The following is a 23,964-nucleotide window of genomic DNA, read 5'->3' as shown; positions in this document are numbered from 1 at the left end:
GTGCGCCCGGAACCTCAGTCACCGTGCGACCGTCCCCAGGGCTTGATCCTGCCTGAGAATGGTCAGGTTCGTTTTCAGCTCGGCTGACTGTAGATACGAATGAAGATGGGGCAGAACCCACTGATGCAAGTGTCGACATTTCAAGTACTCTTCACGGTTGAACGCAAGAGTTCTCGTCCTTAAGAACCGTCAACAAAAAGCCTATGAGATAACCCATAGGCCGCATGTAGGAGAGTTCTCAATACACCCGATAAAGAAGTGTCACCCTGTGGGGTTGCCCGCTACAGGATGCGATAAAGCAACCGCTCGATCCGCACCCGGCTGACCCGGCGCAGGAACTTGCCGACCGCCGCCGGGTAATCCACCAGCGTCTGCAGATGCTGATAGCCATCGATACGCGTGGTATGGCGGAAAATCTGCGCCAGCTCCTGCGCGCGCGGCGCCAGCCATTGGCCTTGCGGGTCGTCGATCAGCAGGGCATTTTCCAGGTCGAGGCGAAATGCCCGTGGGTTGAGGTTATTACCGGTGAGCAAGGTGTAGCGCTCGTCCACCCACATGCCCTTGAGGTGGTAGCTATTGTCGCCGTGGTGCCACAGGTGCAGGTTCAACTGGCCGCTGTCGATCATCGGCTGATGGCGCTTGGCGAAACGGCGCAGGCTGATTTCATACAGGTACGGCAGCGCCGCAATCACTTTGAACGGCTCGCTGGGCGGGATGTAGAAGTCGTTGGCGGTCTTGTCGCCGACAATGATGTCGATCTTCACCCCACGCGCCAGGGCCCGGTTGATTTCGCGGGTCACCGGCAGCGGCAGGTTGAAGTACGGCGTGCAGATGGTCAGTTGCTGCTGGGCGCTGGCGATCAACTCGAGAATCACCCGGCTCAGGGGGTTGTTCTTGCCCACCCCCAATAGCGGGCAGACCGACAGGTGACCGTTGGGCAACTGCCCGGCCGTGGTGTCATACGCGGCGTGCTTGAGACGACTGCGCAGGTCGCCGATGTCGTTGCGCAGGCTGCGGGTGGTCGGCGGGTTCGGCAGGTCCAGGCGGTGCACGGCCCTGGAGGCGATCAGGCCGTGTTCCACCAGGTGCTGCATGGAGTCGGCCAGCGGCTGGCTGTGGATCAGGTGATAACGGTCGAAGCGGTACTTGTCGAACTTGTGCAGGTACACGTTATTCAGGCTGGCGCCGCTGTAGAGCACGCTGTCGTCGATCACGAAACCCTTGAGGTGCAGCACGCCGAACAGCTCGCGGGTCTGCACCGGCACGCCGTACACCGGCACTTCACTGGCATGCGACTGGGTCATCGCCTGATACCAGGCGCTGTTGCCCGGTTGCTTGCCGGCGCCGATCAGGCCGCGCTGGGCACGCAGCGAGTCGACCACCACCACGATCTCAAGCTCGGGCCGCGCAGCCTTGGCGGCGTGCAGCGCGTCGTAGATCTCCTGCCCGGCCTCGTCCTGCTGCAAGTACAGCGCGACGATGTAGATGCGTCGGGTGGCCTGGGGGATTTTTTCCAGCAGGCAGTGCCGAAAGGCCGCGGCGCCGGACAGCACCTCGATCGCTTCGGTGGACAGTGGAAAACCGCGCAGTTTGGGCAACAGGGAGCGTTTGAAGAACGACGGCATAAGGCTCGCAATGGGTCGAATCCGAAGAGGCCCCGAGCTTACACCATGAGACTGCCGAGGTCTCGAAAGCCGCGCTATCATCGTTGCCGTCAAACACCCGATAATCCGTCGCCGCAACCAGGGGCGACGTTCGATCCCGAGGAGTCGCCAATGTCATCCACGTCTGAAGCCCGCCCGCCGCTGCCGCCGTTTACCCGTGAGTCGGCCGTCGAAAAAGTCCGCCTGGCCGAAGACGGCTGGAACTCGCGCGACCCGCAGCGGGTATCCCTGGCCTACACCCTGGACACACAGTGGCGCAACCGCACCGAATTCGCCTGCAACCGTGAGGACGCCAGGCAGTTCCTTGCGCGTAAATGGGCCAAGGAACTCGACTACCGACTGATCAAGGAACTGTGGGCGTTCACCGATAACCGCATCGCCGTGCGTTATGCCTACGAATGGCACGACGATTCGGGCAACTGGTTCCGCTCCTACGGGAATGAGAACTGGGAATTCGATGACAACGGCCTGATGGCTAATCGGTTCGCCTGCATCAACGACCTGCCGATCAAGGAAAGCGAGCGCAAGTTCCATTGGCCGCTGGGCCGGCGTCCGGATGATCATCCGGGGCTGTCCGAGCTGGGCCTCTAGCGCTCTGTAAAGCGTGGAAGGGGCTGCACCCTTCCACCGTTGGATGTCATCGAATCCGTCAGTCCTCGTTCAAACCGACGCGATACAACACGCCATTGGCTTCATCGGTGAGCACATACAGGTAGCCGTCAGGCCCCTGGCGCACATCGCGGATGCGCGCTTTCAATTCCCCGAGCAGGCGCTCCTCATGCACCACCTTGTCGCCGTCGAACTGCAGGCGGATCAGCTCCTGGGTGGCCAGCGCGCCAATGAACACGTTGTGCTGCCACGGCTTGAAACGGTCGGCGTCGTAGAAGGCCATGCCGCTGATGCCTGGGGATTTTTCCCAGACATGGTGCGGCGCCACGGTACCCTCGACCGTCTTGCCCTTGGCCTCGGGGATCGGCGTCAGCGAATAATCGATACCGTGGGTTGCCAGCGGCCAGCCGTAGTTCTTGCCGCGCTCGATAATGTTGATTTCATCGCCGCCACGCGGACCGTGTTCGTTTTCCCAGATCGTGCCACTCCAGGGATTCAGTGCCAGGCCCTGCGGGTTGCGCTGGCCATAGGACCAGATCTCGGGACGCACGCCCGGCTGGCCGACGAACGGGTTATCGTCGGGTACCCGCCCGTCGGGGAAGATGCGCACCACCTTGCCCTGCAACTTGTCGAGGTCCTGGGCGGTGGGCCGGTCGTTGTTCTCGCCAAGGGTGACGAACAGATAACCGTCGCGGTCGAATGCCAGCCGCGAGCCGAAGTGATTGCCGGTGGACAGCTTGGGCTCCTGACGCAGGATCACCTTGAAGTCTTTCAACCCGCTCAAGTCGTCCGCCAGGCGCCCGCGCCCTACCGCAGTGCCGGCCGTGCCACCCTTGCCGCCGCCTTCGGCATAAGACAGGTACACCATGCGGTCCTGCTTGAAGTCCGGCGAGAGCACCACATCAAGCAAACCGCCCTGCCCCTTGGCCCAGACCTCGGGCACGCCGCTCAGCGGCGCCGAAAGCTTGCCCTCGGGGCTGACAAACCGCAGATGGCCGGGACGCTCGGTCACCAGGAAACCTTGCTTGTCCGGCAAGAAGGCCACTGCCCACGGGTGATCGAGGCCCTTGGCGACGGGCGTGACGGTGACACTGCCCTGCTCGCTGGGAAACTGTTGCTGATCGGCGGCGTGTACCGCCGCGACGGGAATAAAGGTGGTTGCGCACAGCGCAGCGAGCAGCGTTTTGCGTAAAGACATAAGACACGGTTCCTTAGCGACGATTGCCGTTGGCGTCATAGGTGGGGGCTTTGGTTTCGGTCGAAGGCCGGCTGGGCGCGGCCTCGCGCTGGGGGTAGCGGTTGCCGATGCCACGGTTTTCCAGGGTCGGCGCAGGCGTGGTGGGGCCGGTCTGATTGCCACGGATGGCCGGCGCGTTGGGCTGAGTGCCCTGCATGCTGTTGGGGTTGGCCCGGTGGATCGGCCCCTGATTGGCGTTGCTGTTGCCAGGCAGGTTCTGCGCCTGGGCCATGGAAACACACGTAAGGCCCAACGCGAGCGCTGCAAGGTGACGCACACAAGTGTTCATGACAAAGCCTCTCTGAGCGAGTGGTACCTGCTTTCGATAACACGCTACGCCCCGGGTTCGTATTTCGACACTAAATACTTCCTCATCAGGTGTAACACGATCTGTCCGCACATCCGCGTGGCGAAACTTTTACCGGACCCAGCGAGTCACCAGAAGACCGTCAATTCACAAGGAGCCGCACCCATGCCAAGGTCAATCTGGAAAGGCGCCATCAGTTTCGGCCTGGTCCACATCCCGGTGTCGCTGGTCTCGGCGACCTCTTCCCAAGGCGTCGACTTCGACTGGCTGGACAAGCGCAGCATGGACCCGGTGGGCTACAAGCGCATCAACAAGACCACCGGCAAGGAAGTCACCAAGGAAAATATCGTCAAGGGTGTGGCCTACGAGAAGGGCCGCTATGTGGTTTTGAGCGAAGAGGAAATCCGCTCGGCCCACCCCAAATCCACCCAGACCATCGAGATCATCGCGTTTGTCGCCAGCGACCAGATCCCTCTGCAGAATATCGACACCCCCTACTTCCTCGCGCCCGACAAACGCGGCGGCAAGGTCTACGCATTGCTGCGTGAAACCCTGAAGAAAACCGGCAAGGTCGCCCTGGCCAATGTGGTGTTGCACACCAAGCAGCACCTGGCAGCGCTGATGGCGCTCGATTCTGCGCTGGTGCTGGTGATGCTGCGCTGGCCTGCCGAGGTGCGCAGCCTGGACGAGCTGGAACTGGGCAGCGACGTGGTCAAGCCCACCCTGGCCAAGGGCGAACTGGACATGGCCAAGCGCTTGGTGGAAGACATGAGCGCGGACTGGAAGCCGGAGGAATACCGCGACAGCTTTCAGGAGAAGATCATGGCGCTGGTGGAGAAGAAGGCCAAGGCGGGCAAGATCGAAGATGTGGAGAGCGCTGAAGGCGTTGAAGAGCGCAAGTCCGCCGATGTGATCGACCTGACCGAGCTGCTCAAGCGCAGCCTGGCGGGCAAGCCTGCGGCAAAAAAACCAGCGGTGAAAAAATCCGCTAAGAACGCTTCCTGAGTCACTGTCCGTGGTCGTTCAGTTAAACCGACGCAATGCTCAAAGCGATGCAGATCAAATGTGGGAGCGGCGTTTAAGCCCGCTCGCCAAGGCGCCGAAGCCTGGCGCCACTTCAGATCAACAGGAAAACAGCCGCCAGCGCGGCGAATATCGCCCATTTTTCCAGGTAGTAGCGCGTACGGTTACGCTTTTTCAGCTCTTTACCGCGCAAGCGGATCTTGTACAGGCGCGTAAACGCGCGGTTCAGCGCGCCGGTCTTGTCGCCGGCATCATTGGGCGAACCCGCCGCCGCCATCACATTGCGACTGAACCAGCGATTGAATGCCGCCGCCCAGCGGTACTTCATCGGCCGCTCGATATCGCAGAACAGGATGATGCGGTTGTGCTGGGTGGTGTTTTGCGCGTAGTGAATGTAGGTCTCGTCGAACATTACCGGCTCGCCATCGCGCCAGTAATAACTCTCGCCATCTACATTGATGTAGCAGCCCGGGTCGTTGGGCGTATCCAGGCCCAAATGGTAGCGATAAGAGCCGGCGTAAGGGTCGCGATGGCGCACCAGCCTGGAGCCGGGCGGCAGCTCGGCAAACATCGCCGCCTTGATCGAACCGATACTCTGTACCAGTTCGGTGGTGCGCGGGCACAGCTTCATTGCCGACGGATGGCTGTCGCCGTACCACTTCAGGTAGAAGCGCTTCCAGCCGGACTTGAAGAATGAGTTGAAACCCACATCGTTGTACTGGTCCGACCGTTTGATCTCACCCGCACGCATCAGGTTCTGGCCTTCCTGGCGGATTTCCTCCCAGTGTTCCTGCAAAGGGCTCAAGTCCGGAAAGTCACTGGGCGACAGATATGGCCGGCTCGGCAGCCTGGAAAACAGATAGAGAAAGCAGTTGATCGGCGCCAGGAACGTGGAGTGGTCGCTCAATTGGCGGCCCAACTTGTGCCGCACCCGACCGCGCAGGTGGACATACGCAATGGAGACGACGTAGAGAACAACAATGATGAGTTTCAAGAGATTTCGTCACAAGTCAGTAGAGAACAGGCTGCTCCTGCGCGCCCACGACGGCCGAGGATTGGATAGCAGCACCTGATTTCACAATTCACAGACAGGCGATAATCGGCGGTTTGATGGCAAACCGCTTTACGGCCATTGGCCGTTATTTAGCCACACTTTGTAACCAAAGGTTAACCAAGAATTGTGAAAAACTGTCGACGAAGTGTGCATCGAAGAAGTGAGGCAAAGCAAAGCAAAAGCAGTGTGATATCCATCAGACAAATGGAGATCCACATGTGGGAGGGGGCTTGCTCCCGATGAGGGTGGATCAGCTACACATAAGCTGACTGACACTCAGCCATCGGGAGCAAGCCCCCTCCCACAGTTTGTACAGCGTACGACAGACAACCTCGGTCGGCTCTAAGGCCGCCGCGCTCTTGATCTTGATCTGAGGCGCCCCGTCAAACACGCTGGCCGAACGCAGGCGAGGTGCCGAGTGTTGGGGCAAGAGCCCTTTTGGTTACTTTTGGCTGGGCCGGCATTCCGGGCTCTTTTCCAAAAGTGACCCGCCGTAAGGGCGGAACCCTAAGTCGCCGTTACCGCACAAACCGATATGTACACCGAAAAGTCGCACCGCTCATTGGTTCGAGCATCACACTGGCTTAACTGAACGGCATTAGGGCCTGCCCCGCGGCAAGCCCTGCGTGTCACACCAACGGATCGTCGTCCTTGCGTTCACGACGGGCAAAGCGTCCATCCTCAAGCGACGAATAAGGCGCAGGTTGATTGCGCGAGCTGATCAGGTGACGGATCAGTGCAATCAGCATCCCGAGGACCAGACCTGCGATCAGGCTCACCGCCAGGATGATGGCTTTTTTCGGTTTGATCGGCGCCAGAGGCTCCTGGGCGCGGCGGTCAACCGTGACCAGCTTCAGGTTGCTCATGTCGATGTTCAAATTGCGCAAACGAGCGACCTCGGCACGCAATGGCTCGACGTCCTGCAGGAAAATGTCTTCGTTGCCACGCTTGCGCAGCACTTCGACCTCACGATTGGTTTCCAGCAGTTGCAATTCCTTACCAATCTGGGCGATCCGAGGATTGGTAAAGTCGTCACTGGTACGTTGCTGCAATGCCGTGCGCTCAGCCTCAAGGGCCTCGGTGCCGAGGAAGTACAGCGGAATCTGCTGGTTATTGACCTCGGTACGCATCACCTGGCTCGAACCGCTCCGCGTGGCGTCAGCCATGGAAGACGGTGTGGTCGGCGTCTTGATGCCCATGGACTTGGCAATCGAGATCGCCTCCGCCAGTTCGGCGAGGCGGTTGGTACGCTCCATTTTCATCTGTAGGCGCAGGGCGCTTAATTCATCCTGCAACCGGGCTCGCTTGAGGCGGTCATCCTCAAGGAGTTTGGCAATCTTCGATTCTTTCTCGGTGTCATAATTGGCACGCGCCGCGTCGATCTTGCCCTTCAGCTCGTTCAAGCGGTTGTTGACGATCACCTTGAGGTCGGCGCCCACCTGCTCACGCTCGGAGGCGATGGCATAGTCGACGAAGCCGTTGAGAATCGACACGCCGTCCACGTCCGAGGGGTATTGCAATTCGAGGCGGATGTAGCTGCTCAAAGAGTCGGATTTCTTGGGGTCCGGCAGGATCAGGTTGACCGAGTTACGGTTGAAGTCCTCGAAACTTTGCTCAAGGCTTTGCCCCGGCTTTTGAAAGGCGGTGAACAACTGCTCATGGGACCGAAAAAATCCAAGCCGCGCTTCATAGGAGTCCAGCTGTGCGCCGACTTTGGCCAGCGCATCCGCCGGCGGTAGTTTGTAAACCTCGGAGCGGTTCAGCGCGTCCAGCTCATTGATCGCGGCCGGGCGCAGTACACTGCTGACTTCGTAGGTTTTAGGCGCCAGAAACGCATAGCCTGCACCGAGCACGCCCGTCAGCAGCGCACAGCCCAATACCAGTTTTTTCTGTCGCCAAACAGCATGCAGCAATTCAAACAGGTCAATTTCATCCGACGCAGGATAATTACTGGACTGGGAAGTTCGATTCAAAATGTATGCACCTTAAAACCAATATCAAAGAGCTATCACGAAGACCTCGAATACCCAGCAGGGACAACGCCCTGACACCGATAACAAGGCTCGCCAATTCAGGTCTGACCACCGGGTCTAGAAGAAAAATCCCAAGCCGTCGTAGTTTCTTTCCGTCGTATTCACAATAGACGTTAGTAAAGACACACATGACGTAGGATTATTCTAATCACAAGCGTAGTAAAAAGATCGATAAATAGTTGCCGATAAAGGGAAAATTAAAAGGACCTTATATGCAGACCCTCACCGACCCGGATTACCAAGCCCTCCAGGGCACCTGGGAGCAGACGTCGCTCGAAGACAGCGGCGTGCTCAACCCTGCGGATGCCCACAGCGCCCCCGGTGCAATGACTACAATTGCCGCAGATCAGTTTGAAGTGGTCACCGTTGATGGCGAGGTCTTGCTGGCTGGGCGATTCACGCTGGACAGCAGCCAGCGCCCCAAAAGCATTACCTGGGTAGACGCCATCGGCGATGACGCCGGTAAGCCGCTACCCGCCAGCTATCGACTTGATGGCGACACATTCGTGTTTATCGCTGCGGATGCGGGCCAGCCGCGTCCTGCTTCATTCAGCACCGGACCAGGGCAAACCATGCGCACGTTCGTGCGCAGGTCCTGATCACCAGAGCATCCGAATTCACCACAGAATTTTCACGAAGCCTTCACTTTCCGACCTATAGGGTGAGGCCTACCTACTCCAGTGAATCACTTGGCCCGCCTCTCCTCGCGGGCTTTTTTTTGCCTGTGGGAAACACTTCAGGGCACACGCCTGGTGGCTGTCATCGTGAAACACAGCGGCAACTGCGCAGGCTGGTGCTGATACTGGTCGTAAAGTTCCTCGCGATTGGAGTGCGGATACTCCTGCAAATGACCGATCTGCAAGTGCGCAGCCACCGCCGCGCTGATCACGCTGCCCATGGTATGCACATACCAGTAGGATGTCGGCCCCTTCAAGTGCTGTGCACCCTCATAGACAATCGACTCCTGCAACACAAAGGGCTCGCGTTGAAAGTATGAACTGGCAGGCAGCATCGGGTTGGGCGCGCGCGGGTCGAACATCTCCAAAAACGGATGCGTTTCGTACACCACCAGCGTGCCGCCAGGTCTCAAGGTGCTCGCGACATGCCGCATGAACAGCGCCACATCCGGCATCCAGCCCAGTACACCAATGGTCACAAGAGCAATGTCGAAGCCTGCCTGCAAACGTTCGGGCAGTTGGTGGACATCGGATTCGATGAACTCGGGTTCATGAGGCGAGGCGCCAGCCAGTTCCCGCGCCTGCGCCAGGAATGCCGCAGATTGATCGATACCTACTACAGAACGCGCGCCCAAGCCGAATAATGACAGACTTTCGCGGCCGTTATTACAGCACAGTTGCACAACGTCCTTGCCCGCGACGCCAATGTCTTGCAGCACAGCCGTGAGGGTAGTATCAAGGCAGGAAAACCCGGGATTCGTCACCGCATCCATTAACGCCCGCCAGGTGTCGGTATTCTTATGCAGCTTGGCGGATGCATTCCAGGCGTCCTTATTGCTGGCAATTGCCTGTAGAGCTGATGGCATTTCCATGTGTCTCCAGATAACGAATACAACAGAAAATAAGCCAATCACCCGTAAGATGAAACCCTAAGCCTCGCGCGAAACTTATAGCAAGTGCCGCAGGTCATTAGCCCAACGAGTGTCCAGCCCCGTGGACGCCGCTCTCGAAGATCCTGCCGTGGCCCGACACTCCGACCTGCGCACTACCCTGTCCCTGGACAGCCTTAACTTCTTCCTGGCCGATGTGCGTGACGGCCTCGGGCCTTACCTGGCCATCTACCTGCTCGCAGTGCACAAGTGGGACCCGGCCAGTATCGGCGTGGTGATGACCCTGGCGGGCATCGCCGGGCTGCTGACCCAGGGCCCGGCGGGGGCGCTGCTCGATCGAACCCGCAGCAAACGCGCCGTCATCGCCATCGCCGCAATCCTGGTGACGGCCAGTTGCCTGATACTGCCGTTTGTCAGCAATTTCAGCCTGGTGGCACTGACCCAGGCCGCCAGCGCCGTGGCGGCTTCCGTATTTGCCCCGGCGATTTCAGCGATTTCCCTGGGGATTACCGGGCCCAAAGCCTTCACGAGGCGCACCGGGCGCAACGAAACCTTCAACCATGCAGGCAATGCCGTGGCCGCGCTATTGGCTGGCGGCCTGGCGTACCTGTTCGGGCCGGTGGTGGTGTTTTACCTGATGGCCTTCATGGCGGTCGCCAGTCTTGTGGCGGTCAGTTGCGTGCCCGCCGCGGCTATTGACCACGAAGTCGCACGTGGATTTGACCCTGCCCATCACACCGACGACGAGCAACCCTCCGGAGTGAAGGTGTTGCTGTCGAACCGCCCGCTTCTGCTGTTCGCCATTTGCTGTGCCCTGTTCCACCTGGCCAATGCTGCCATGCTGCCACTGGTCAGCCAGAAGCTCTCTCAGATCAACCTGCAGATGGCTACGCCGCTGACCTCGGCCTGCATCGTCGCTGCGCAGTTGGTGATGGTGCCGGTGGCCTGGCTGGTGGGCGCCAGGGCGGATGTGTGGGGGCGCAAACCTTTGCTGCTGGCCGGTTTCATTATTCTGCCGCTGCGTGGGGTGCTCTATACCCTGTCCGGTGACCCATACTGGCTGGTGACCGTGCAATTGCTGGACGGCATTGGTGCAGGCATTTTCGGCGCGCTGTTCCCGGTGATCGTCAAGGATCTGACCCAGGGGACCGGGCGCTTCAATGTCAGCCTGGGTGCGATCTCGACGGTGTTTGGGCTGGGAGCGGCACTGAGCAGTAGCCTGGCCGGTTTTGTGGTGCAACAGGCGGGCTACAACGCCGCGTTCCTGACCCTGGCCGGCGTCGCCGCCGTGGCACTGGCGCTGGTGTGGCTGGCCGTGCCTGAGACGTTGGCAAAAAAACCGACGTTTGCGGGGGTTGGAACGGTCGCTTGAATACGCGTGCAAGGTGGTGAGAGCCGGTCAGCTCTCACCCGCTGACTCACTCTGCGGTGCTGGCGAGGAATTCGCCGGCTTTGCGCACAAGCTTCCTCCACTCTCTCCCATCGATGAGGCCGTTGCTCTCCATATCATCGGCCGTCCTCAGCAATTTGAAATATTTGTCCTCAATATTCTGTTCGTTCACCACCTGGATGTAGATCTGTGCCCAGGTTCTTACCGCAGAGCGCCGCAGTGATCGTTGCATTTTTGCACCTGATTATGTCCGCGGACATAGAGCGCCGGCCTGAGAACATCGTTCAGCGGCGCCACTGCTGATCCGACGAACGGTGGCACCAGGCCATTATTGATGCTGCTACGCCCTTTCGGCGCAGTGGTTCAGAGCCGACTCACAGCGGTTGCGCCTGCAAACCGCCATACAACTGTCGTCACACCTATGCGACAATGCGCGCCATGTCTGGCATGAACCCCGCCTTCATCTCCCAGCAGCCCGGCCATCACGTCAGGCGCTGCTCTCGACTTATGCGCGTTGGATCAACAAGCTCGGACTGGAGCCAATGGAAAGGCTCCAGATGGCCCCGCCCTGGGTCCAACTCACATAAGCGCACCCCAAGCTATTGATAGGTAAAGTAATTGATCTCCACAGCTAACATCACCATGCAGTTCGGCGCCAAGCCGCTCTTCGAGAACGTCTCGGTCAAGTTCGGCGCCGGCAACCGGTATGGTCTGATCGGTGCCAACGGTTGCGGCAAGTCGACCTTCATGAAAATCCTCGGTGGCGACCTGGAGCCTTCCGGCGGCCAGGTCATGCTGGAGCCGAATGTGCGCCTGGGTAAACTGCGCCAGGATCAGTTCGCCTACGAAGAATTCAACGTGATCGACACCGTGATCATGGGCCACGAAGAGCTGTGGAAGGTCAAGGCCGAGCGCGACCGTATCTATTCGCTGCCGGAAATGAGCGAAGACGACGGTATGGCGGTGGCCGAGCTGGAAACCGAATTCGCCGAGATGGACGGCTACACCGCCGAATCCCGTGCCGGTGAACTGCTGCTGGGCCTGGGCATTCCCCTGGAACAGCACTTCGGCCCGATGAGCGAAGTGTCTCCTGGCTGGAAGCTGCGTGTATTGCTGGCCCAGGCGCTGTTCTCCGACCCGGAAGTGCTGCTGCTCGACGAACCGACCAACCACCTGGACATCAACACCATCCGCTGGCTGGAAAACATTCTGACCCAGCGCTCCAGCCTGATGATCATCATCTCTCACGACCGTCACTTCCTGAACAGCGTGTGCACCCACATGGCTGACCTGGACTACGGCGAGCTGCGCCTGTTCCCGGGCAACTACGACGAGTACATGACCGTGGCGACCCAGTCCCGCGAGCAACTGCTGTCGGACAACGCCAAGAAGAAAGCGCAGATCTCCGAGCTGCAATCCTTCGTCAGCCGCTTCTCGGCCAACGCCTCGAAGGCCAAGCAAGCCACCTCCCGTGCCAAGGCGATCGACAAGATCCAGCTGGCCGAGGTCAAGCCATCGAGCCGCGTGAGCCCGTTCATCCGTTTCGAACAGACCAAGAAGCTGCACCGCCAGGCCGTCATGGTCGATCGCATGGCCAAGGGCTTTGACGGCAAAACGCTGTTCAAGGACTTCAACTTCCAGGTTGAAGCCGGCGAACGCGTGGCAATCATCGGCCCGAACGGCATCGGCAAGACCACCCTGCTGCGCACGCTGGTGGGCGAGCTGACCCCGGACGCCGGCTCCGTCAAGTGGACCGACGCCGCTGAGCTGGGCTACTACGCCCAGGACCACGCCCACGACTTTGAAAACGACATGAGCCTGTTCGACTGGATGGGCCAGTGGACCCAGGGCGAGCAGGTTATCCGCGGCACCCTGGGCCGCATGCTGTTCTCCAACGATGAGATCCTCAAGTCGGTCAAGGTAATCTCCGGTGGTGAACAGGGTCGCATGCTGTTCGGCAAGCTGATCCTGCAAAAACCCAACGTGCTGATCATGGACGAACCGACCAACCACTTGGACATGGAATCCATCGAAGCGCTGAACCTGGCGCTGGAAAACTATCCGGGCACGTTGATTTTCGTCAGCCACGACCGCGAGTTCGTCTCGTCCCTGGCCACCCGCATCATTGAGCTGAGCGCCAGCGGCGTGATCGACTTCAGCGGTACCTACGACGACTACCTGCGCAGCCAGGGCGTGGTGTTCTAACTTGCCGTGATCGTCAGGCTCCATGTGCCTGACAGCCTCCCTGTGGCGAGCAGACTCCCTGTGGCTGACAGGCTCCCTGTGGCGAGCAGGCTTGCCCTGCGTTGGGCTGCGCAGCGGCCCCAATCAAAAACACCGCGTTCTGTCTGGCAGAATGCGGTGTCTGGTTTTAGGGCTGCTGCGCAGCCCAACGCAGGGCAAGCCTGCTCGCCACATTAAAAGCCCATCCAATGCGACAGGCTTCAGGCGAAGTAGTTAGCCTGCTTTCATTTCCCGCAAGCCCTTGCCATGATGCAGCCACCGCCCGCCCGCGAATGAGTTGCCATGTCCGCCGCCCCTTCCTCCCTGTCGATCACCCTGCAGATCGTCTCCATCGTCTTCTACACCTTCATCGCCTTTATCTGCATCGGCCTGCCGATTGCGGTGATCCCGGGCTATGTGCACGAGCAACTGGGCTTCAGCGCGGTGGTGGCCGGGTTCACCATTGCTGCGCAGTACCTGGCCACCCTGCTCAGCCGGCCCTTTGCCGGGCGAGTATCGGACAACGTGGGCACCAAACGCGCGATTGTGCTTGGCCTGACCGGCATTCTGCTCAGCGGCGTGCTGACGTTTTTTGCCACGCTGGCGCAGAGCCTGCCGACCCTGAGCCTGGGTATCCTGATTGCCTCACGGCTGCTGCTGGGCGTGGCCCAGGGCCTGATCGGGGTGGGCACCATCAGTTGGTGCATGGGCGCCGTCGGTGCCGAACACACCGCGCGCTCGATTTCCTGGAATGGCATTGCCTCCTACGGCGCCATTGCCATTGGCGCACCGTTGGGGGTGGTGATGGTTGCGCACTATGGCTACACGAGCCTGGGCCTGGCGCTGTCAGTGCTGGCGGCACTCGGGCTGGTGTTGATCCGCAATAAACCTTCGGTGCCGGTGGTGCGCGGCGAGCGGCTGCCCTTCCTGGCGGTTTTCGGGCGCATCGCGCCGTTTGGCGCCAGCCTGTGCCTCGCCTCGATTGGCTACGGCACGCTGACCACCTTCATTACGCTGTACTACCTTAATCGCGGCTGGGCCGGTGCGGCGTACTGCCTCACCGTATTTGGGGTGTGTTTTATCCTGTCGCGCCTGCTGTTCATTTCCGCCATCAGCCGTTTTGGCGGTTTTCGCGCCGCCATCGTCTGCATGTTCATCGAAACCCTGGGCCTGATTCTGTTATGGCTGGCACCAACGACCGGCGTGGCGTTGCTCGGTGCCGGGCTGACCGGTTTCGGGCTGTCGCTGGTGTATCCGGCGCTGGGCGTGGAGGCGATCAGGCAGGTCCCCAACAGCAGTCGCGGCGCGGGCCTGAGTGCGTATGCGGTGTTTTTTGACCTGGCGCTGGCGATTGCCGGCCCGCTGATGGGGGCCATCGCGCTGAACCTGGGTTACGGCTGGATCTTCTTCTGCGCGGCGTTGCTGTCGGTCAGCGCGCTGGGCGTGACCCTGTTGCTCAAGCGTCGCGCTTACTGATCCGCCGTCTGCAAACCGGCACGGCTGGACTGGCCCAGGGTGTGGCTGAAAAAGCGCCCGGCCTCGGAGATCAAGTCGCGGTGAATGCCCTCACGGTCAACCCCGTCGGCATCGGTGCACACCGCCGGCATGGCCGCCAGTTGATCGCTGTCGCACGGCGCCATGAACACAAAGTGCCCGGCGCCGGCCAACAGTTTGAAGTCCGGCGGCTCGGGCAATTTACGCGCGAGCGCGGCGGCGTTCTTGTCCACGGCCACCAGCTTGTCGCCGTCACCGCTGTAGAGCAGCACCGGCACATGCACATCCGCCAGGGTATGGCGACCGAACATCAGGCTCAGCGGCGCCATCAGCATCAGCGCGTGGATGCGTGCATCGGCATGCGGCTGCAAATCGTCACGGTCCACCACCAGTTCGCCTTTGGTGGTGCAGGCGTCATGGTCTTCGGGGCGTTCCTGGCAATAGCGGCGCAGGCGGTCGAAATCCGGCTTGGCCCCGGCGAGGATCAACGCGGTCTCGCCGCCCGCCGAATAGCCGATCACGCCCACCTGCTCGACGTTGACGAACGGCGCAAGCATCGGGTCGCCAAGGGTGGCAGTGATCGCTTCGGAAATCTGGATCGGCCGCCCGTACAGGTTGCTCACCGTGCCCAGCCGGCTGTGGTCCTTGTAGTTGTCGCCGGGGTGCAGCACCGCCACCACCACAAAACCCTTGCGCGCCAGCGAAGTGGCCAGATCATGCAGCGCCAGCGGCGTGCCGGTGTTGCCATGGGACAGCATCAGCATCGGGAAACGCCCGATGGCGACTTTGGAATCTTCCGTGGCGCCGACGGTGTAGGCCCCCACCTGCGTGGTGTGCTCCATGCCCGTGGAGGGGTAGAACGCGACGGCTTTCATCGGCTGTTGGTCCACCGGATCGAGAAAACTCATGCGATGGAAACCCACACTCCAATGGGGGAGCGACACCGGTGCGGCCTGCACTGAAATCAGGCCGCCGAGGAGGGAAAGAGCCATTACTGCACATAGACGCATCATGGGGATGTCCACCTGTGCCGCGTGAGAACCAACATCGAATGAGAAACCCGGGATCGTGAACCCTTGTCTGCCTACGATCTGCATAACCCGGGCCACATTGAAAGGACCGCGCGCAAACGAAAAAACTCCGTACTCCGCTCGCGTTCAGGCGATCAGAATACAGAGTTTAAGCGCCGTGCTTCAGATTGATACCGGAGCGCGGCGAATTTTACACAAGCCTTACGCAGCGGCGAACAGCTGCTCGTTGATCAACAGGTTAGCCTCGCTCATGGCCTTGCTGCGCACGTCATCGCCGTAGGCCAGGCCTTCGGCCCGCACCACTTCGATATCGGTGATGCCCAGAAAGCCGAACAGCAGCTTCAGGTAGCCTTCATGGGCAGCGCCCGACGCCTGGCCCGCATGCAGGCCACCGGCGGTGGAGACGATGATGACTTTCTTGTTGCCGCACAGGCCTTCAGGACCGGCTTCGCTGTAGCGGAACGTCTGGCCGGCCACCGCGATGCGGTCGATCCAGGCCTTCAACTGAGTCGGGATGGTGAAGTTGTACATCGGCGCACCCACCACCACGGCATCGGCGGCGAGGAATTCAGCCAGCGATACGGCACTCAGCTCGGCTTCGTGCTTCTGTGCGGCATCGCGCAGTTCTGCGGCGGTGCCCAGGGCGCCCAGGGTGGCGCCGGAGAAGTGGTTGATCGCGTCGCTGGCGAGGTCGCGGTACGTCACTTCCACACCCGGCTGTGCGGTCTGCCAGGCCTTGGCCACCTCGGCACTGAGCTGACGGGAAGCCGAGTTGTCACCGAGGATGCTGGAATCGATATGCAACAGTTTCATGGTGGATCTCCGTGAGTGGGATCGACAGTGGCGATCAGATGGTGGTGATGCTACGCATGAAACCAATAGTCGATAAGCCAGCTAAAATGCGATAGTTTGTCCCACTGACAGGACAATAGGCGCCCCTATGCAAGACCTCAACGACCTCTACTACTTCGCCAAAGTCGTCGAAGCCGGCGGCTTTGCGGCGGCCGGCCGGCTGCTGGGGATACCCAAGTCGCGGCTGTCGCGGCGCATCGCCGAGCTGGAAGAACGCCTGAGCGCACGCCTGCTGCAACGCACCACCCGGCAACTGACGCTGACCGCGGTGGGCGAGCGTTACCTGCGCCACTGCCAGGCGATGCTGCTGGAAGCGGAAATGGCCGACGAGGCCGTGGCCAGTATGTCCAGCGAACCCCGTGGCCGCCTGCGGGTGAGCTGCCCGGTGGGCATGGCCCAGCACATGATGTCGGAACTGGTGGCCGGATTTCTCGCGGCGTACCCGCTGGTGCAGCTGGACATGACCCTGGTCAACCGCCGCGTCGACCTGGTGGCCGAAGGCATCGACGTGGCCCTGCGCGTGCGCGAACTGGGCGATGAAGACCCGTTGCTGGTGACCAAGCGCCTGCGCCAGGCCCAGACCGTGCTGGTGGCCAGCCCGGGCTTCATGCGCGAGCGGCGGGTCAACAGCCTCGAAGACCTGAAACAGCTGCCGATCCTCGGCGCACTGGAGGCCGACCGCATGGTCCATCAGCGCATTCTCGACCCCCGAGGCAATGCCCACGATCTGGTGATGGAGGCGCGCCTGGGCATTGACGACTTTATCGTGCGCAAGGCCAGCGCCGTCATGGGCCTGGGCTTTACCGTGCTGCCGATGATGTATTGCGAAGAGGAGCTGGCCAGCGGGCGTCTGGTGCAACTGCTGCCGCAATGGTCATTGCCGGGCGGCTGGCTGCAGGCCGTGTACCCGCACAGGCGCGGCGTGCTGCCGGCCATTCGCGCGTGGATCGATTACCTGGAAGAAGGCTTCAAAGGCTGTGGAGACCGCTTGCTATGACGATGACCGAAGCGCAAGTTGCGCAGTTCTGCCTGAGCCTGCCCGGCGCGCGGGAAGACTACAAATGGGGCGGCGTGCGCGTATTTTCGATTGCCGGCAACAAGATGTTCGCCCTGCAGAACCTGCGCGGTGACTCGCTGGCGTTCAAGGTCGACAAGGCACTGTTCCTCGGTCACGTCGATCGCCCCGGTATCCACCCGGCGCCGTACCTGGCACGGGCGCAGTGGATCATCATGCACGTGCCCTACCCGCTCGGCGCGCAGGAACTGCGGGGTTTGTTGCAGCGCTCCCATCAGTTGGTGGTGAGCAAACTGCCCAGGCGCACTCAGCTCGGTTTATGGCTAGAGCACTGACAACAGCGTGCCGCCAAGGAACAACTGGTCAAGCCAGAACACCTGGTGCAGCAGCACAATCACCCAGAACAGCACCTGGTAAGACACCTTGCGCGTCTTGTGCCGGAACACCTGCTGGGCAATCAGCGCCCCAGGCCATCCGCCCGCCAGTTCCACAGCGTGCAGGATGTTTTCCGGGATGCGCCGGCCTTCGGACTGCGCCTTGCGCTTGTCGCTCCAGTACAAAAAGAACGCCATCACACTGACCACCGCGTAGGCGGCCAATGGCAGCAGGGTTTCGCCGCGCTGCCACACCAGCACCGAACCCAGCAGCGGCGCCGCGCACAACAGCGCGAAAATCAGCGCTTTAAGGCGTGGGTGCTGGATACTCATGCGTTGGCTGCCGACCAGTCGATCCAGCCGAACTGCCAGGTCGCCAGGATCAGCAGGCCGAAGCCGATGCGATACCAGGCAAACGCCGCGTAGCTGTGGTTGGCGATGAACTTGAGCAGGCCCTTGACCGCGATCATCGCGAAGATGAACGAGGTAACGAAGCCGATGGCGAACACCGGCAGATCGGCCGGCTGAAACAGGTCGCGGTACTTGTAGCCCGAGTACACCGCTGCGCCGACCATGGTCGGCATCGCCAGGAAGAACGAAAACTCGGTGGCGGTCTTGCGCGACAGGCCGAACAGCAGGCCGCCGATAATGGTCGAGCCGGAACGCGAAGTGCCCGGGATCATTGCCAGGCACTGGGCCAGACCCACCTTGAGCGCATCCTTCCAGGTGATCTCGTCGACGGTTTCGGCGTGCACCTGGTGTTCACGGCGTTCGGCCCACAGCATGATGATGCCGCCGACCACCAGCGCCGTGGCCACGGTAATCGGGTTGAACAGGTAGTGATGGATCAGGTCGGCGAAAATCACCCCGAGCACCACCGCCGGCAGGAACGCAATCAGCAGGTTGACGGTAAAACGCTGGGCATTGCGCTGGGTCGGCAGACCGGTGACCACGTCGAGGATCTTGCGCCGGAACGCCCACACCACTGCGAGAATGGCGCCGAGCTGGATGATGATGTTGAACGCCATCGCCCGTTCACCGCCGAAATTGAGCAGGTCGGCGACGATAATCTGGTGGCCGGTGCTGGAGATCGGCAGGAACTCTGTCAGCCCTTCCACAACGCCAAGAATCAATGCCTGAATGGCGGTCCAAAAATCCATACTTCCCCCAAAGGTCATGCGCGACGGCACGCCTCATTTCTATTTTTAAGTGGTTCATTGACGACACGACCCGGCGCAGACACGCACTGCAGGGCTGCAAAAAATCCGTGAAAAATCAGTCAGTACTCAGGTTTTGCGCTGACGGGCCGAAAGCCTATCAGACCCGCCGCAAATGTCGATGCAACACCCACAATTATAAAAAGCCCGGAGTGACAGGACGATGAACAGTTTGCGCACTATGTCGATCAGCCGCCGTCTGTGGCTGATCCTGATCGTCGCGGTACTGATGCTGCTGACCCTCGGCGTATTGATGCTCAAGCAGATCCACGACGACCTCTACCAGGCCAAGCGCCAGCAGACCCAGCACGTGGTGCAGACCGCCAGCGGCATCCTCACCTACTACCACACCCTCGAAACCAGCGGCGTGATGACCCGCGACGCCGCCCAGAAACAGGCCCTGAGCGCCGTGCGCGGCCTGCGTTACGACCATGACGACTACTTCTGGATCAACGACCTCACGCCCGTGATGATCATGCACGCGGCCAACCCCAAACTCGACGGCCAGAACCTCTCGGCGATCCGCGACCCGGACGGCTTTGCGGTGTTCAACGAGTTCGTGGGCCTGGCCAGGGCCAAGGGCGCCGGCATCGTCAATTACCGCTGGCCCAAGCCCGGCGCCGAAGCGCCGGTGCAGAAAACCTCGTACATCCAGCTGTTCGAACCCTGGGGCTGGATCATCGGCTCCGGGGTGTACGTGGACGACGTGCAGGCCGAGTTCAAGGGCCAGGTGTGGAAAGCCTCGCTGATCGGCCTGGGCATCGCGCTGGTGATGGCGCTGCTGGTGCTGTTGATCGCGCGCAGCATCGTGCAGCCGTTACAGGCGGCGGTGAATGCCATGGCCAACATCGCCAGCGGTGAAAGCGACCTGACCCGCAGCCTCGACACCCACGGGCGCGACGAAGTCACCCAGTTGTCCCGACACTTCAATAGCTTTACCGCCAAGCTGCGCCTGGTGGTGGGGCAATTGCAGACCTGCGCCAACGCTCTGGGCCACTCGTCCGTGGAGCTGGGCACCAACGCCAGTCAGGCCCATGACCGCAGCCAGCAGCAGTCGCAGCAGATGGAGTTGGTGGCCACCGCGATCAACGAAGTCACCTACGGCGTGCAGGACGTGGCGAAAAACGCCGAACACGCCGCCAGCGAGATGCGCGACGCCCAGTCCCAGGCGCAACAGGGCCAGGTCAATATCGACAGCAGCCTGCAGCAGATCGACCAGCTGTCCAGCACCATCAGCCAGGCCGTGGACGTGATTCGCACCCTCTCCAGCGAAAGCACGCAGATCGGCAGCGTGCTGGAGGTGATCCGCTCGATTGCCGACCAGACCAACCTGCTGGCGCTCAACGCCGCCATCGAAGCGGCACGCGCCGGCGAGCAAGGCCGTGGCTTTGCCGTGGTTGCCGATGAGGTGCGGCTGCTGGCACAGCGCACGCAGACATCCACCGCCGAAATCCAGGCCATGATCGAACGCCTGCAAGGCCACTCGGAAGCGGCGGTCAAGGTCATCAGCGACAGCCACAGCGCCTCGCAACTGACCATCGAGCAGGCCGGCCGGGCCGGCGCCAGCCTTACCGCCATCGGCCAGGCGCTGCACAACCTCAACGGCCTCAACGCGTCGATCGCCAGCGCGACCCTGCAGCAGGCGCAGGTGGTGGAAGACATCAATCAGAACGTCACGCAGGCAGCGGGGCTCTCCCAGAGCACCGCGCTGGCGGCCCAACAGTCCAGCGTAGCCAGTGCGCAGTTGCGCGGATTGAGTGAACAACTCGACAGCCTGCTGCGCCAATTCAGGATCTAGCGTCACCGTGTAGAGTGGCTGTGTTTTGTAGATCAGCGACCTCTGGGTACAATCACCGCCCTCTTCCACGCTCCCAAGGTACCGCCATGTCCGGGCTTGAATTGTTCGCCGCCGCCCTGGGGGTGATTGCTGTCTGGCTGACGGTCAAGCAGAACCCCTGGTGCTGGCCCATCGGCCTGGTGATGGTGCTGCTCTACACCTGGGTGTTCTACGACGTGAAACTCTATTCCGACATGCTGCTGCAAGTGGTCTACGCCGCGCTGCAAGTGTATGGCTGGTGGCAGTGGACCCGCGCCGGCGAAGTCAGGCAGGGCCGCCAGGTGACCAGCCTCAAGGCCCCGGCAATCCTCGTCAGCCTCGCGGTTGGCGCGCTTGGCAGCCTGCTGCTCGGCGCCGCCATGGCGCACTGGACCGATGCCGCGCAGCCCTGGCTGGACGCCGCCCTCACCGGCTTCAGCCTGGTGGCGCAGATGTGGATGGCGCAGAAACGCGTGCAATGCTGGCCACTGTGGATAGCGGTGGATGTGATCTTCGTCGGGCTGTTTCTCTATAAAGGCCTCTACCTCACGGCCGCGCTCTACGCGCTGTTCACCGTGATCGCTGTGCAAGGCTGGCGTGAATGGCGCGCCGACCCGGCGTTGCGCCCATGAAGGTGGTGGTATTGGCGGGCCCTGAGTCCAGCGGTAAAAGCTGGCTGGCTACGGAGTTGCATCGGCATTTTGGCGGGCTGATGGTGGGTGAATACGTGCGCCACTTTATCGATCACCACCAGCGCGACACTACCTTTGCCGACATACCGACCATCGCCCGTGGCCAACTGGCCTGGGAAGACGCGGCACGCGCGCAGCAGCCGCACCTGTTGATCCTCGACACCCACCTGCTGACCAACCAGCTGTGGAGCCTTACCCTGTTCGGCGACTGCCCCGCCTGGCTGGACGAAGAACTGCTGGCCCGTCACTACGACCTGCACCTGCTGCTGTCCCCCGAAGACGTCGACTGGACTGCCGACGGCCAGCGCTGTCAGCCGGCACTGGCGGACCGTCGCGCGTTTTTCCAGAGCAGCCTGGACTGGATCGAACGGCACCGCCAGCCCGCCCTGGTGATTCGCGGCCAATGGGCAGCACGCCGCGCCGAGGCATTCGCCGCCGTCCATCAATTGCTGGATCAGCCACCTCGCCCCTAGGCGCTGGTTGCTTCGCCTACCGACTATCGGGCCGACGCAGTCCGCCTGCCGCATCGCCAGTCAACCTTCTAAAGGAGACTGGCCCATGAACCTGCGTATCGTTGCCCGCCTGATCAATTTGCCCGAAAACCGTGCCGTCCGGGTGCAAACGGCGGCACACCCGCTGTTGCTGGTGCGTATTGGCGACCAGGTGCGTGCGTTCCAGGCCGATTGCCCCCACGCCGGCGCGCCATTGGAAGACGGCGTGATCTGCAACGGGCACCTGATCTGCCCCTGGCACAAAGCCGCCTTTGCCGTGGACAGCGGCGCCGTCATGGAACCGCCGGCACTGGTCGGACTCAGGCAATACCCGGTGCAGGTGCATGCCGGCGTGGTCAGCGTCGGCGACCAGCCCATTGCGGCTGAACCGCCGGCTCCACGCCTCGACGCGCGCTGCTTCGCAGTCATTGGCGCGGGCGCTGCGGGCACAGCGGCCGTGGCCACGCTGAGACGCGAAGGGTTCGCCGGACGCCTGCTGTGGATCGACCGCGAAGCGAATCCCGCCTACGACCGCACGGCCTTGAGCAAATTCGTGATCAGCGGGGAAATGGCCGCTGAAGACACCCCGCTGCTGCTGGAGGAACACAGCTTCGCCGACTTCGGCATTCACGGCGAGGTCAAACGCCTGGACGCCGCCGGCAAATGCATCGAACTGGTGGACGGGCGCCGCTTCGACTACGACGCTGCGCTGGTTGCCAGCGGCGGCGCAGCACAGCCTTTGGACATCCCTGGCGCGGTACTGAGTAACGTGTTCGTACTGCGTAGCCGCGACGACGCCGCGCGCATCGCCAACGCCGCGCAGTCAGGCGCATGCGCAGTGATAATCGGCGACAGTTTCATCGGTCTCGAAGCGGCCTCGGCGCTGCGCCAGCGCGGGCTGGTGGTGCAAGTAGTCAGTCGTCACGAGATACCGCTGGCGGCGCCGTTGGGCCGGCGTATCGGCGCGGCCCTGCGCCAACTGCACGAAGACAACGGGGTGATCTTCCACAGCAACACCGAGCCCGAGCGCTTCGACGGTCATGGCGCCGTCAGCACCGTGCTGCTCAAAAACGGCAAGCGACTGGCCGCCGACCTGGTGCTGATGGGCGTCGGCGTCAAGCCTGCCACCGCTTTCGTTCACGGCGTCAGGCATGCGGATGACGACTCACTGAGCGCCGACGCTCACCTGCAACTGGCACCGGGTTTGTGGGCCGCCGGCGACAATGTCACCTTCGCCTGGCAACAGCTGCCGGTGCGCATCGAACACTGGCGCCTGGCTCAGCAACTGGGCGTGCTGGCCGCGCGCAACATGCTCGGCGATACGCAGGCGTTCAGTGACGTGCCGTTCTTCTGGACTTACCACTTCGGCAAGACTTTCGAGGTGCTCGGGCGTGCGCAACACTGGAACCGCCTGCACCTGGAAGGCGACCTGCAACGCCACACCTTCATCGCCCTGCTCTGCCGCGACGATCAGGTCGAGGCGGTGATCGCCTGCCAGTATCAGCAGGCCATGGCGCGTCTTTCCCGGCGCATGCGGCAACCGCTGGGCAAGGCCGAAGCGCTTGAACTGATCCGTCAGACCCAGCACTGACCTGTGGGAGCGGGCTTGCCCTAATGCCGTTCAGTTAAGCGCAGATTCCCTGTGGCGAGCAGGCTTGTCCTGCGTTGGGCTGCGCAGCAGCCCCAAAACCAGACGCTGAGCCGTATCAGGTACACCGCGTTTTGCTTGATTGGGGGCGCTTCGCACCCCAACGCGGGGCAAGCCCTAATGCCGTTCAATTAAGCGCAGATTCCCTGTGGCGAGCAGGCTTGTCCTGCGTTGGGCTGCGCAGCAGCCCCAAAACCAGACGCTGAGCCATATCAGTTACACCGCGT

General features: G+C 61.5%; 23 protein-coding genes and 1 pseudogene. 13 read left to right on the top strand and 11 right to left on the bottom strand.

Features of this window, described 5'->3' with window-relative positions:
• Window positions 1–281: 281 nt before the first annotated feature.
• Entirely contained in the window at window positions 282–1,625 is a 1,344-nt protein-coding gene (gene pssA / locus ACXX81_RS08800; protein ID WP_458571521.1) for a CDP-diacylglycerol--serine O-phosphatidyltransferase, read from the bottom strand.
• 150 nt (window positions 1,626–1,775) lie between these two features.
• Between pssA and ACXX81_RS08795 the strand changes: the two genes are divergently transcribed.
• Window positions 1,776–2,255 carry a nuclear transport factor 2 family protein gene (locus tag ACXX81_RS08795; protein ID WP_209982464.1) on the top strand — a complete coding sequence of 160 codons (480 nt, stop codon included), beginning with the start codon at window positions 1,776–1,778 and terminating at the stop codon, window positions 2,253–2,255.
• Between the two features lie 58 nt (window positions 2,256–2,313).
• On the opposite strand, the gene ACXX81_RS08790 is transcribed toward ACXX81_RS08795, so the two are convergent.
• Complete coding sequence (locus ACXX81_RS08790) at window positions 2,314–3,471, bottom strand: PQQ-dependent sugar dehydrogenase (RefSeq protein ID WP_458571520.1); 1,158 nt, start codon at window positions 3,469–3,471, stop codon at window positions 2,314–2,316.
• Window positions 3,472–3,484: 13 nt separating this feature from the next.
• Window positions 3,485–3,799 (bottom strand): hypothetical protein, encoded by a 315-nt coding sequence (locus ACXX81_RS08785; protein WP_209982468.1) that lies wholly within the window; start codon window positions 3,797–3,799, stop codon window positions 3,485–3,487.
• A gap of 183 nt (window positions 3,800–3,982) precedes the next feature.
• Here ACXX81_RS08785 and ku point away from each other — a divergent pair, with 183 nt between their 5' ends.
• Window positions 3,983–4,822, top strand: a complete 840-nt coding sequence (gene ku / locus ACXX81_RS08780; RefSeq protein WP_458571519.1) for a non-homologous end joining protein Ku — start codon at window positions 3,983–3,985, stop codon at window positions 4,820–4,822.
• A 112-nt stretch (window positions 4,823–4,934) separates the two neighbouring features.
• Here ku and lpxO read toward each other — a convergent pair whose 3' ends face one another.
• Window positions 4,935–5,834 carry a lipid A hydroxylase LpxO gene (gene lpxO, locus ACXX81_RS08775; RefSeq protein WP_338477510.1) on the bottom strand — a complete coding sequence of 300 codons (900 nt, stop codon included), beginning with the start codon at window positions 5,832–5,834 and terminating at the stop codon, window positions 4,935–4,937.
• A 689-nt stretch (window positions 5,835–6,523) separates the two neighbouring features.
• The gene (locus ACXX81_RS08770; RefSeq protein WP_231423391.1) at window positions 6,524–7,867 is read right to left on the bottom strand and encodes an LPS O-antigen chain length determinant protein WzzB; all 1,344 of its coding nucleotides are present in this window, start codon (window positions 7,865–7,867) and stop codon (window positions 6,524–6,526) included.
• 272 nt (window positions 7,868–8,139) lie between these two features.
• Between ACXX81_RS08770 and ACXX81_RS08765 the strand changes: the two genes are divergently transcribed.
• Window positions 8,140–8,526 (top strand): TIGR03067 domain-containing protein, encoded by a 387-nt coding sequence (locus ACXX81_RS08765; protein ID WP_231423389.1) that lies wholly within the window; start codon window positions 8,140–8,142, stop codon window positions 8,524–8,526.
• 137 nt (window positions 8,527–8,663) lie between these two features.
• Here ACXX81_RS08765 and ACXX81_RS08760 read toward each other — a convergent pair whose 3' ends face one another.
• Window positions 8,664–9,476 carry a class I SAM-dependent methyltransferase gene (locus tag ACXX81_RS08760; protein WP_231423388.1) on the bottom strand — a complete coding sequence of 271 codons (813 nt, stop codon included), beginning with the start codon at window positions 9,474–9,476 and terminating at the stop codon, window positions 8,664–8,666.
• Window positions 9,477–9,624: 148 nt separating this feature from the next.
• Between ACXX81_RS08760 and ACXX81_RS08755 the strand changes: the two genes are divergently transcribed.
• On the top strand, window positions 9,625–10,866 hold the full coding sequence (locus tag ACXX81_RS08755) for an MFS transporter (protein WP_231423410.1): 1,242 nt from the start codon (window positions 9,625–9,627) through the stop codon (window positions 10,864–10,866).
• Between the two features lie 46 nt (window positions 10,867–10,912).
• Here ACXX81_RS08755 and ACXX81_RS08750 read toward each other — a convergent pair whose 3' ends face one another.
• The gene (locus tag ACXX81_RS08750; protein WP_458571518.1) at window positions 10,913–11,116 is read right to left on the bottom strand and encodes a hypothetical protein; all 204 of its coding nucleotides are present in this window, start codon (window positions 11,114–11,116) and stop codon (window positions 10,913–10,915) included.
• 386 nt (window positions 11,117–11,502) lie between these two features.
• On the opposite strand from ACXX81_RS08750, the gene ACXX81_RS08745 reads away from it, so the two are divergent.
• A complete protein-coding gene (locus tag ACXX81_RS08745) occupies window positions 11,503–13,089 on the top strand; it encodes an ABC-F family ATPase (protein ID WP_082638529.1) in 1,587 nt (528 codons plus the stop codon).
• A 321-nt stretch (window positions 13,090–13,410) separates the two neighbouring features.
• Window positions 13,411–14,583 (top strand): MFS transporter, encoded by a 1,173-nt coding sequence (locus ACXX81_RS08740; RefSeq protein ID WP_209982482.1) that lies wholly within the window; start codon window positions 13,411–13,413, stop codon window positions 14,581–14,583.
• On the opposite strand, the gene ACXX81_RS08735 is transcribed toward ACXX81_RS08740, so the two are convergent.
• Both ACXX81_RS08735 and ACXX81_RS08730 read right to left on the bottom strand, forming a co-directional pair.
• Window positions 14,577–15,614 (bottom strand): alpha/beta hydrolase family protein, encoded by a 1,038-nt coding sequence (locus ACXX81_RS08735; RefSeq protein ID WP_209982484.1) that lies wholly within the window; start codon window positions 15,612–15,614, stop codon window positions 14,577–14,579. The genes ACXX81_RS08740 and ACXX81_RS08735 overlap by 7 nt on opposite strands.
• Window positions 15,615–15,833: 219 nt before the next feature.
• Window positions 15,834–16,445 carry an FMN-dependent NADH-azoreductase gene (locus ACXX81_RS08730; RefSeq protein ID WP_458571517.1) on the bottom strand — a complete coding sequence of 204 codons (612 nt, stop codon included), beginning with the start codon at window positions 16,443–16,445 and terminating at the stop codon, window positions 15,834–15,836.
• Window positions 16,446–16,572: 127 nt separating this feature from the next.
• Between ACXX81_RS08730 and ACXX81_RS08725 the strand changes: the two genes are divergently transcribed.
• Together ACXX81_RS08725 and ACXX81_RS08720 are read left to right on the top strand one after the other, a co-directional pair.
• The gene (locus tag ACXX81_RS08725; RefSeq protein ID WP_231423386.1) at window positions 16,573–17,481 is read left to right on the top strand and encodes a LysR substrate-binding domain-containing protein; all 909 of its coding nucleotides are present in this window, start codon (window positions 16,573–16,575) and stop codon (window positions 17,479–17,481) included.
• On the top strand, window positions 17,478–17,834 hold the full coding sequence (locus ACXX81_RS08720; protein WP_209982490.1) for an MmcQ/YjbR family DNA-binding protein: 357 nt from the start codon (window positions 17,478–17,480) through the stop codon (window positions 17,832–17,834). The genes ACXX81_RS08725 and ACXX81_RS08720 overlap by 4 nt, the downstream gene beginning before the upstream one ends.
• On the opposite strand, the gene ACXX81_RS08715 is transcribed toward ACXX81_RS08720, so the two are convergent.
• Window positions 17,823–18,206, bottom strand: coding sequence for a DUF1294 domain-containing protein (locus ACXX81_RS08715; RefSeq protein ID WP_209982492.1), 384 nt, complete (start codon window positions 18,204–18,206; stop codon window positions 17,823–17,825). The two genes, ACXX81_RS08720 and ACXX81_RS08715, sit on opposite strands and share 12 nt — an antisense overlap.
• The gene (locus ACXX81_RS08710) at window positions 18,203–19,033 is read right to left on the bottom strand and encodes an undecaprenyl-diphosphate phosphatase (protein ID WP_209982493.1); all 831 of its coding nucleotides are present in this window, start codon (window positions 19,031–19,033) and stop codon (window positions 18,203–18,205) included. Before ACXX81_RS08710 ends, ACXX81_RS08715 begins: the two co-directional genes overlap by 4 nt.
• 220 nt (window positions 19,034–19,253) lie before the next feature.
• Between ACXX81_RS08710 and ACXX81_RS08705 the strand changes: the two are divergent.
• The 5 genes and pseudogenes from ACXX81_RS08705 to ACXX81_RS08685 all read left to right on the top strand — a co-directional run.
• Window positions 19,254–20,030, top strand: a pseudogene (locus ACXX81_RS08705) (cache domain-containing protein); the annotation flags it as partial.
• Between the two features lie 123 nt (window positions 20,031–20,153).
• Entirely contained in the window at window positions 20,154–20,888 is a 735-nt protein-coding gene (locus ACXX81_RS08700) for a methyl-accepting chemotaxis protein (RefSeq protein ID WP_416195179.1), read from the top strand.
• Between the two features lie 86 nt (window positions 20,889–20,974).
• Window positions 20,975–21,538: a nicotinamide riboside transporter PnuC gene (gene pnuC / locus ACXX81_RS08695; RefSeq protein WP_209982497.1), complete on the top strand. Its 564-nt coding sequence runs from the start codon at window positions 20,975–20,977 to the stop codon at window positions 21,536–21,538.
• The gene (locus tag ACXX81_RS08690) at window positions 21,535–22,071 is read left to right on the top strand and encodes an AAA family ATPase (RefSeq protein ID WP_231423409.1); all 537 of its coding nucleotides are present in this window, start codon (window positions 21,535–21,537) and stop codon (window positions 22,069–22,071) included. Before pnuC ends, ACXX81_RS08690 begins: the two co-directional genes overlap by 4 nt.
• Window positions 22,072–22,156: 85 nt before the next feature.
• Complete coding sequence (locus tag ACXX81_RS08685; protein WP_458571516.1) at window positions 22,157–23,680, top strand: FAD-dependent oxidoreductase; 1,524 nt, start codon at window positions 22,157–22,159, stop codon at window positions 23,678–23,680.
• The last annotated feature ends 284 nt before the right edge of the window (window positions 23,681–23,964 follow it).

Source organism: Pseudomonas sp. GNP013, assembly GCF_054343995.1.
The sequence above is the reverse complement of the archived record's forward strand: the minus strand, read 5'-3'. Positions and strand labels throughout refer to the sequence as shown.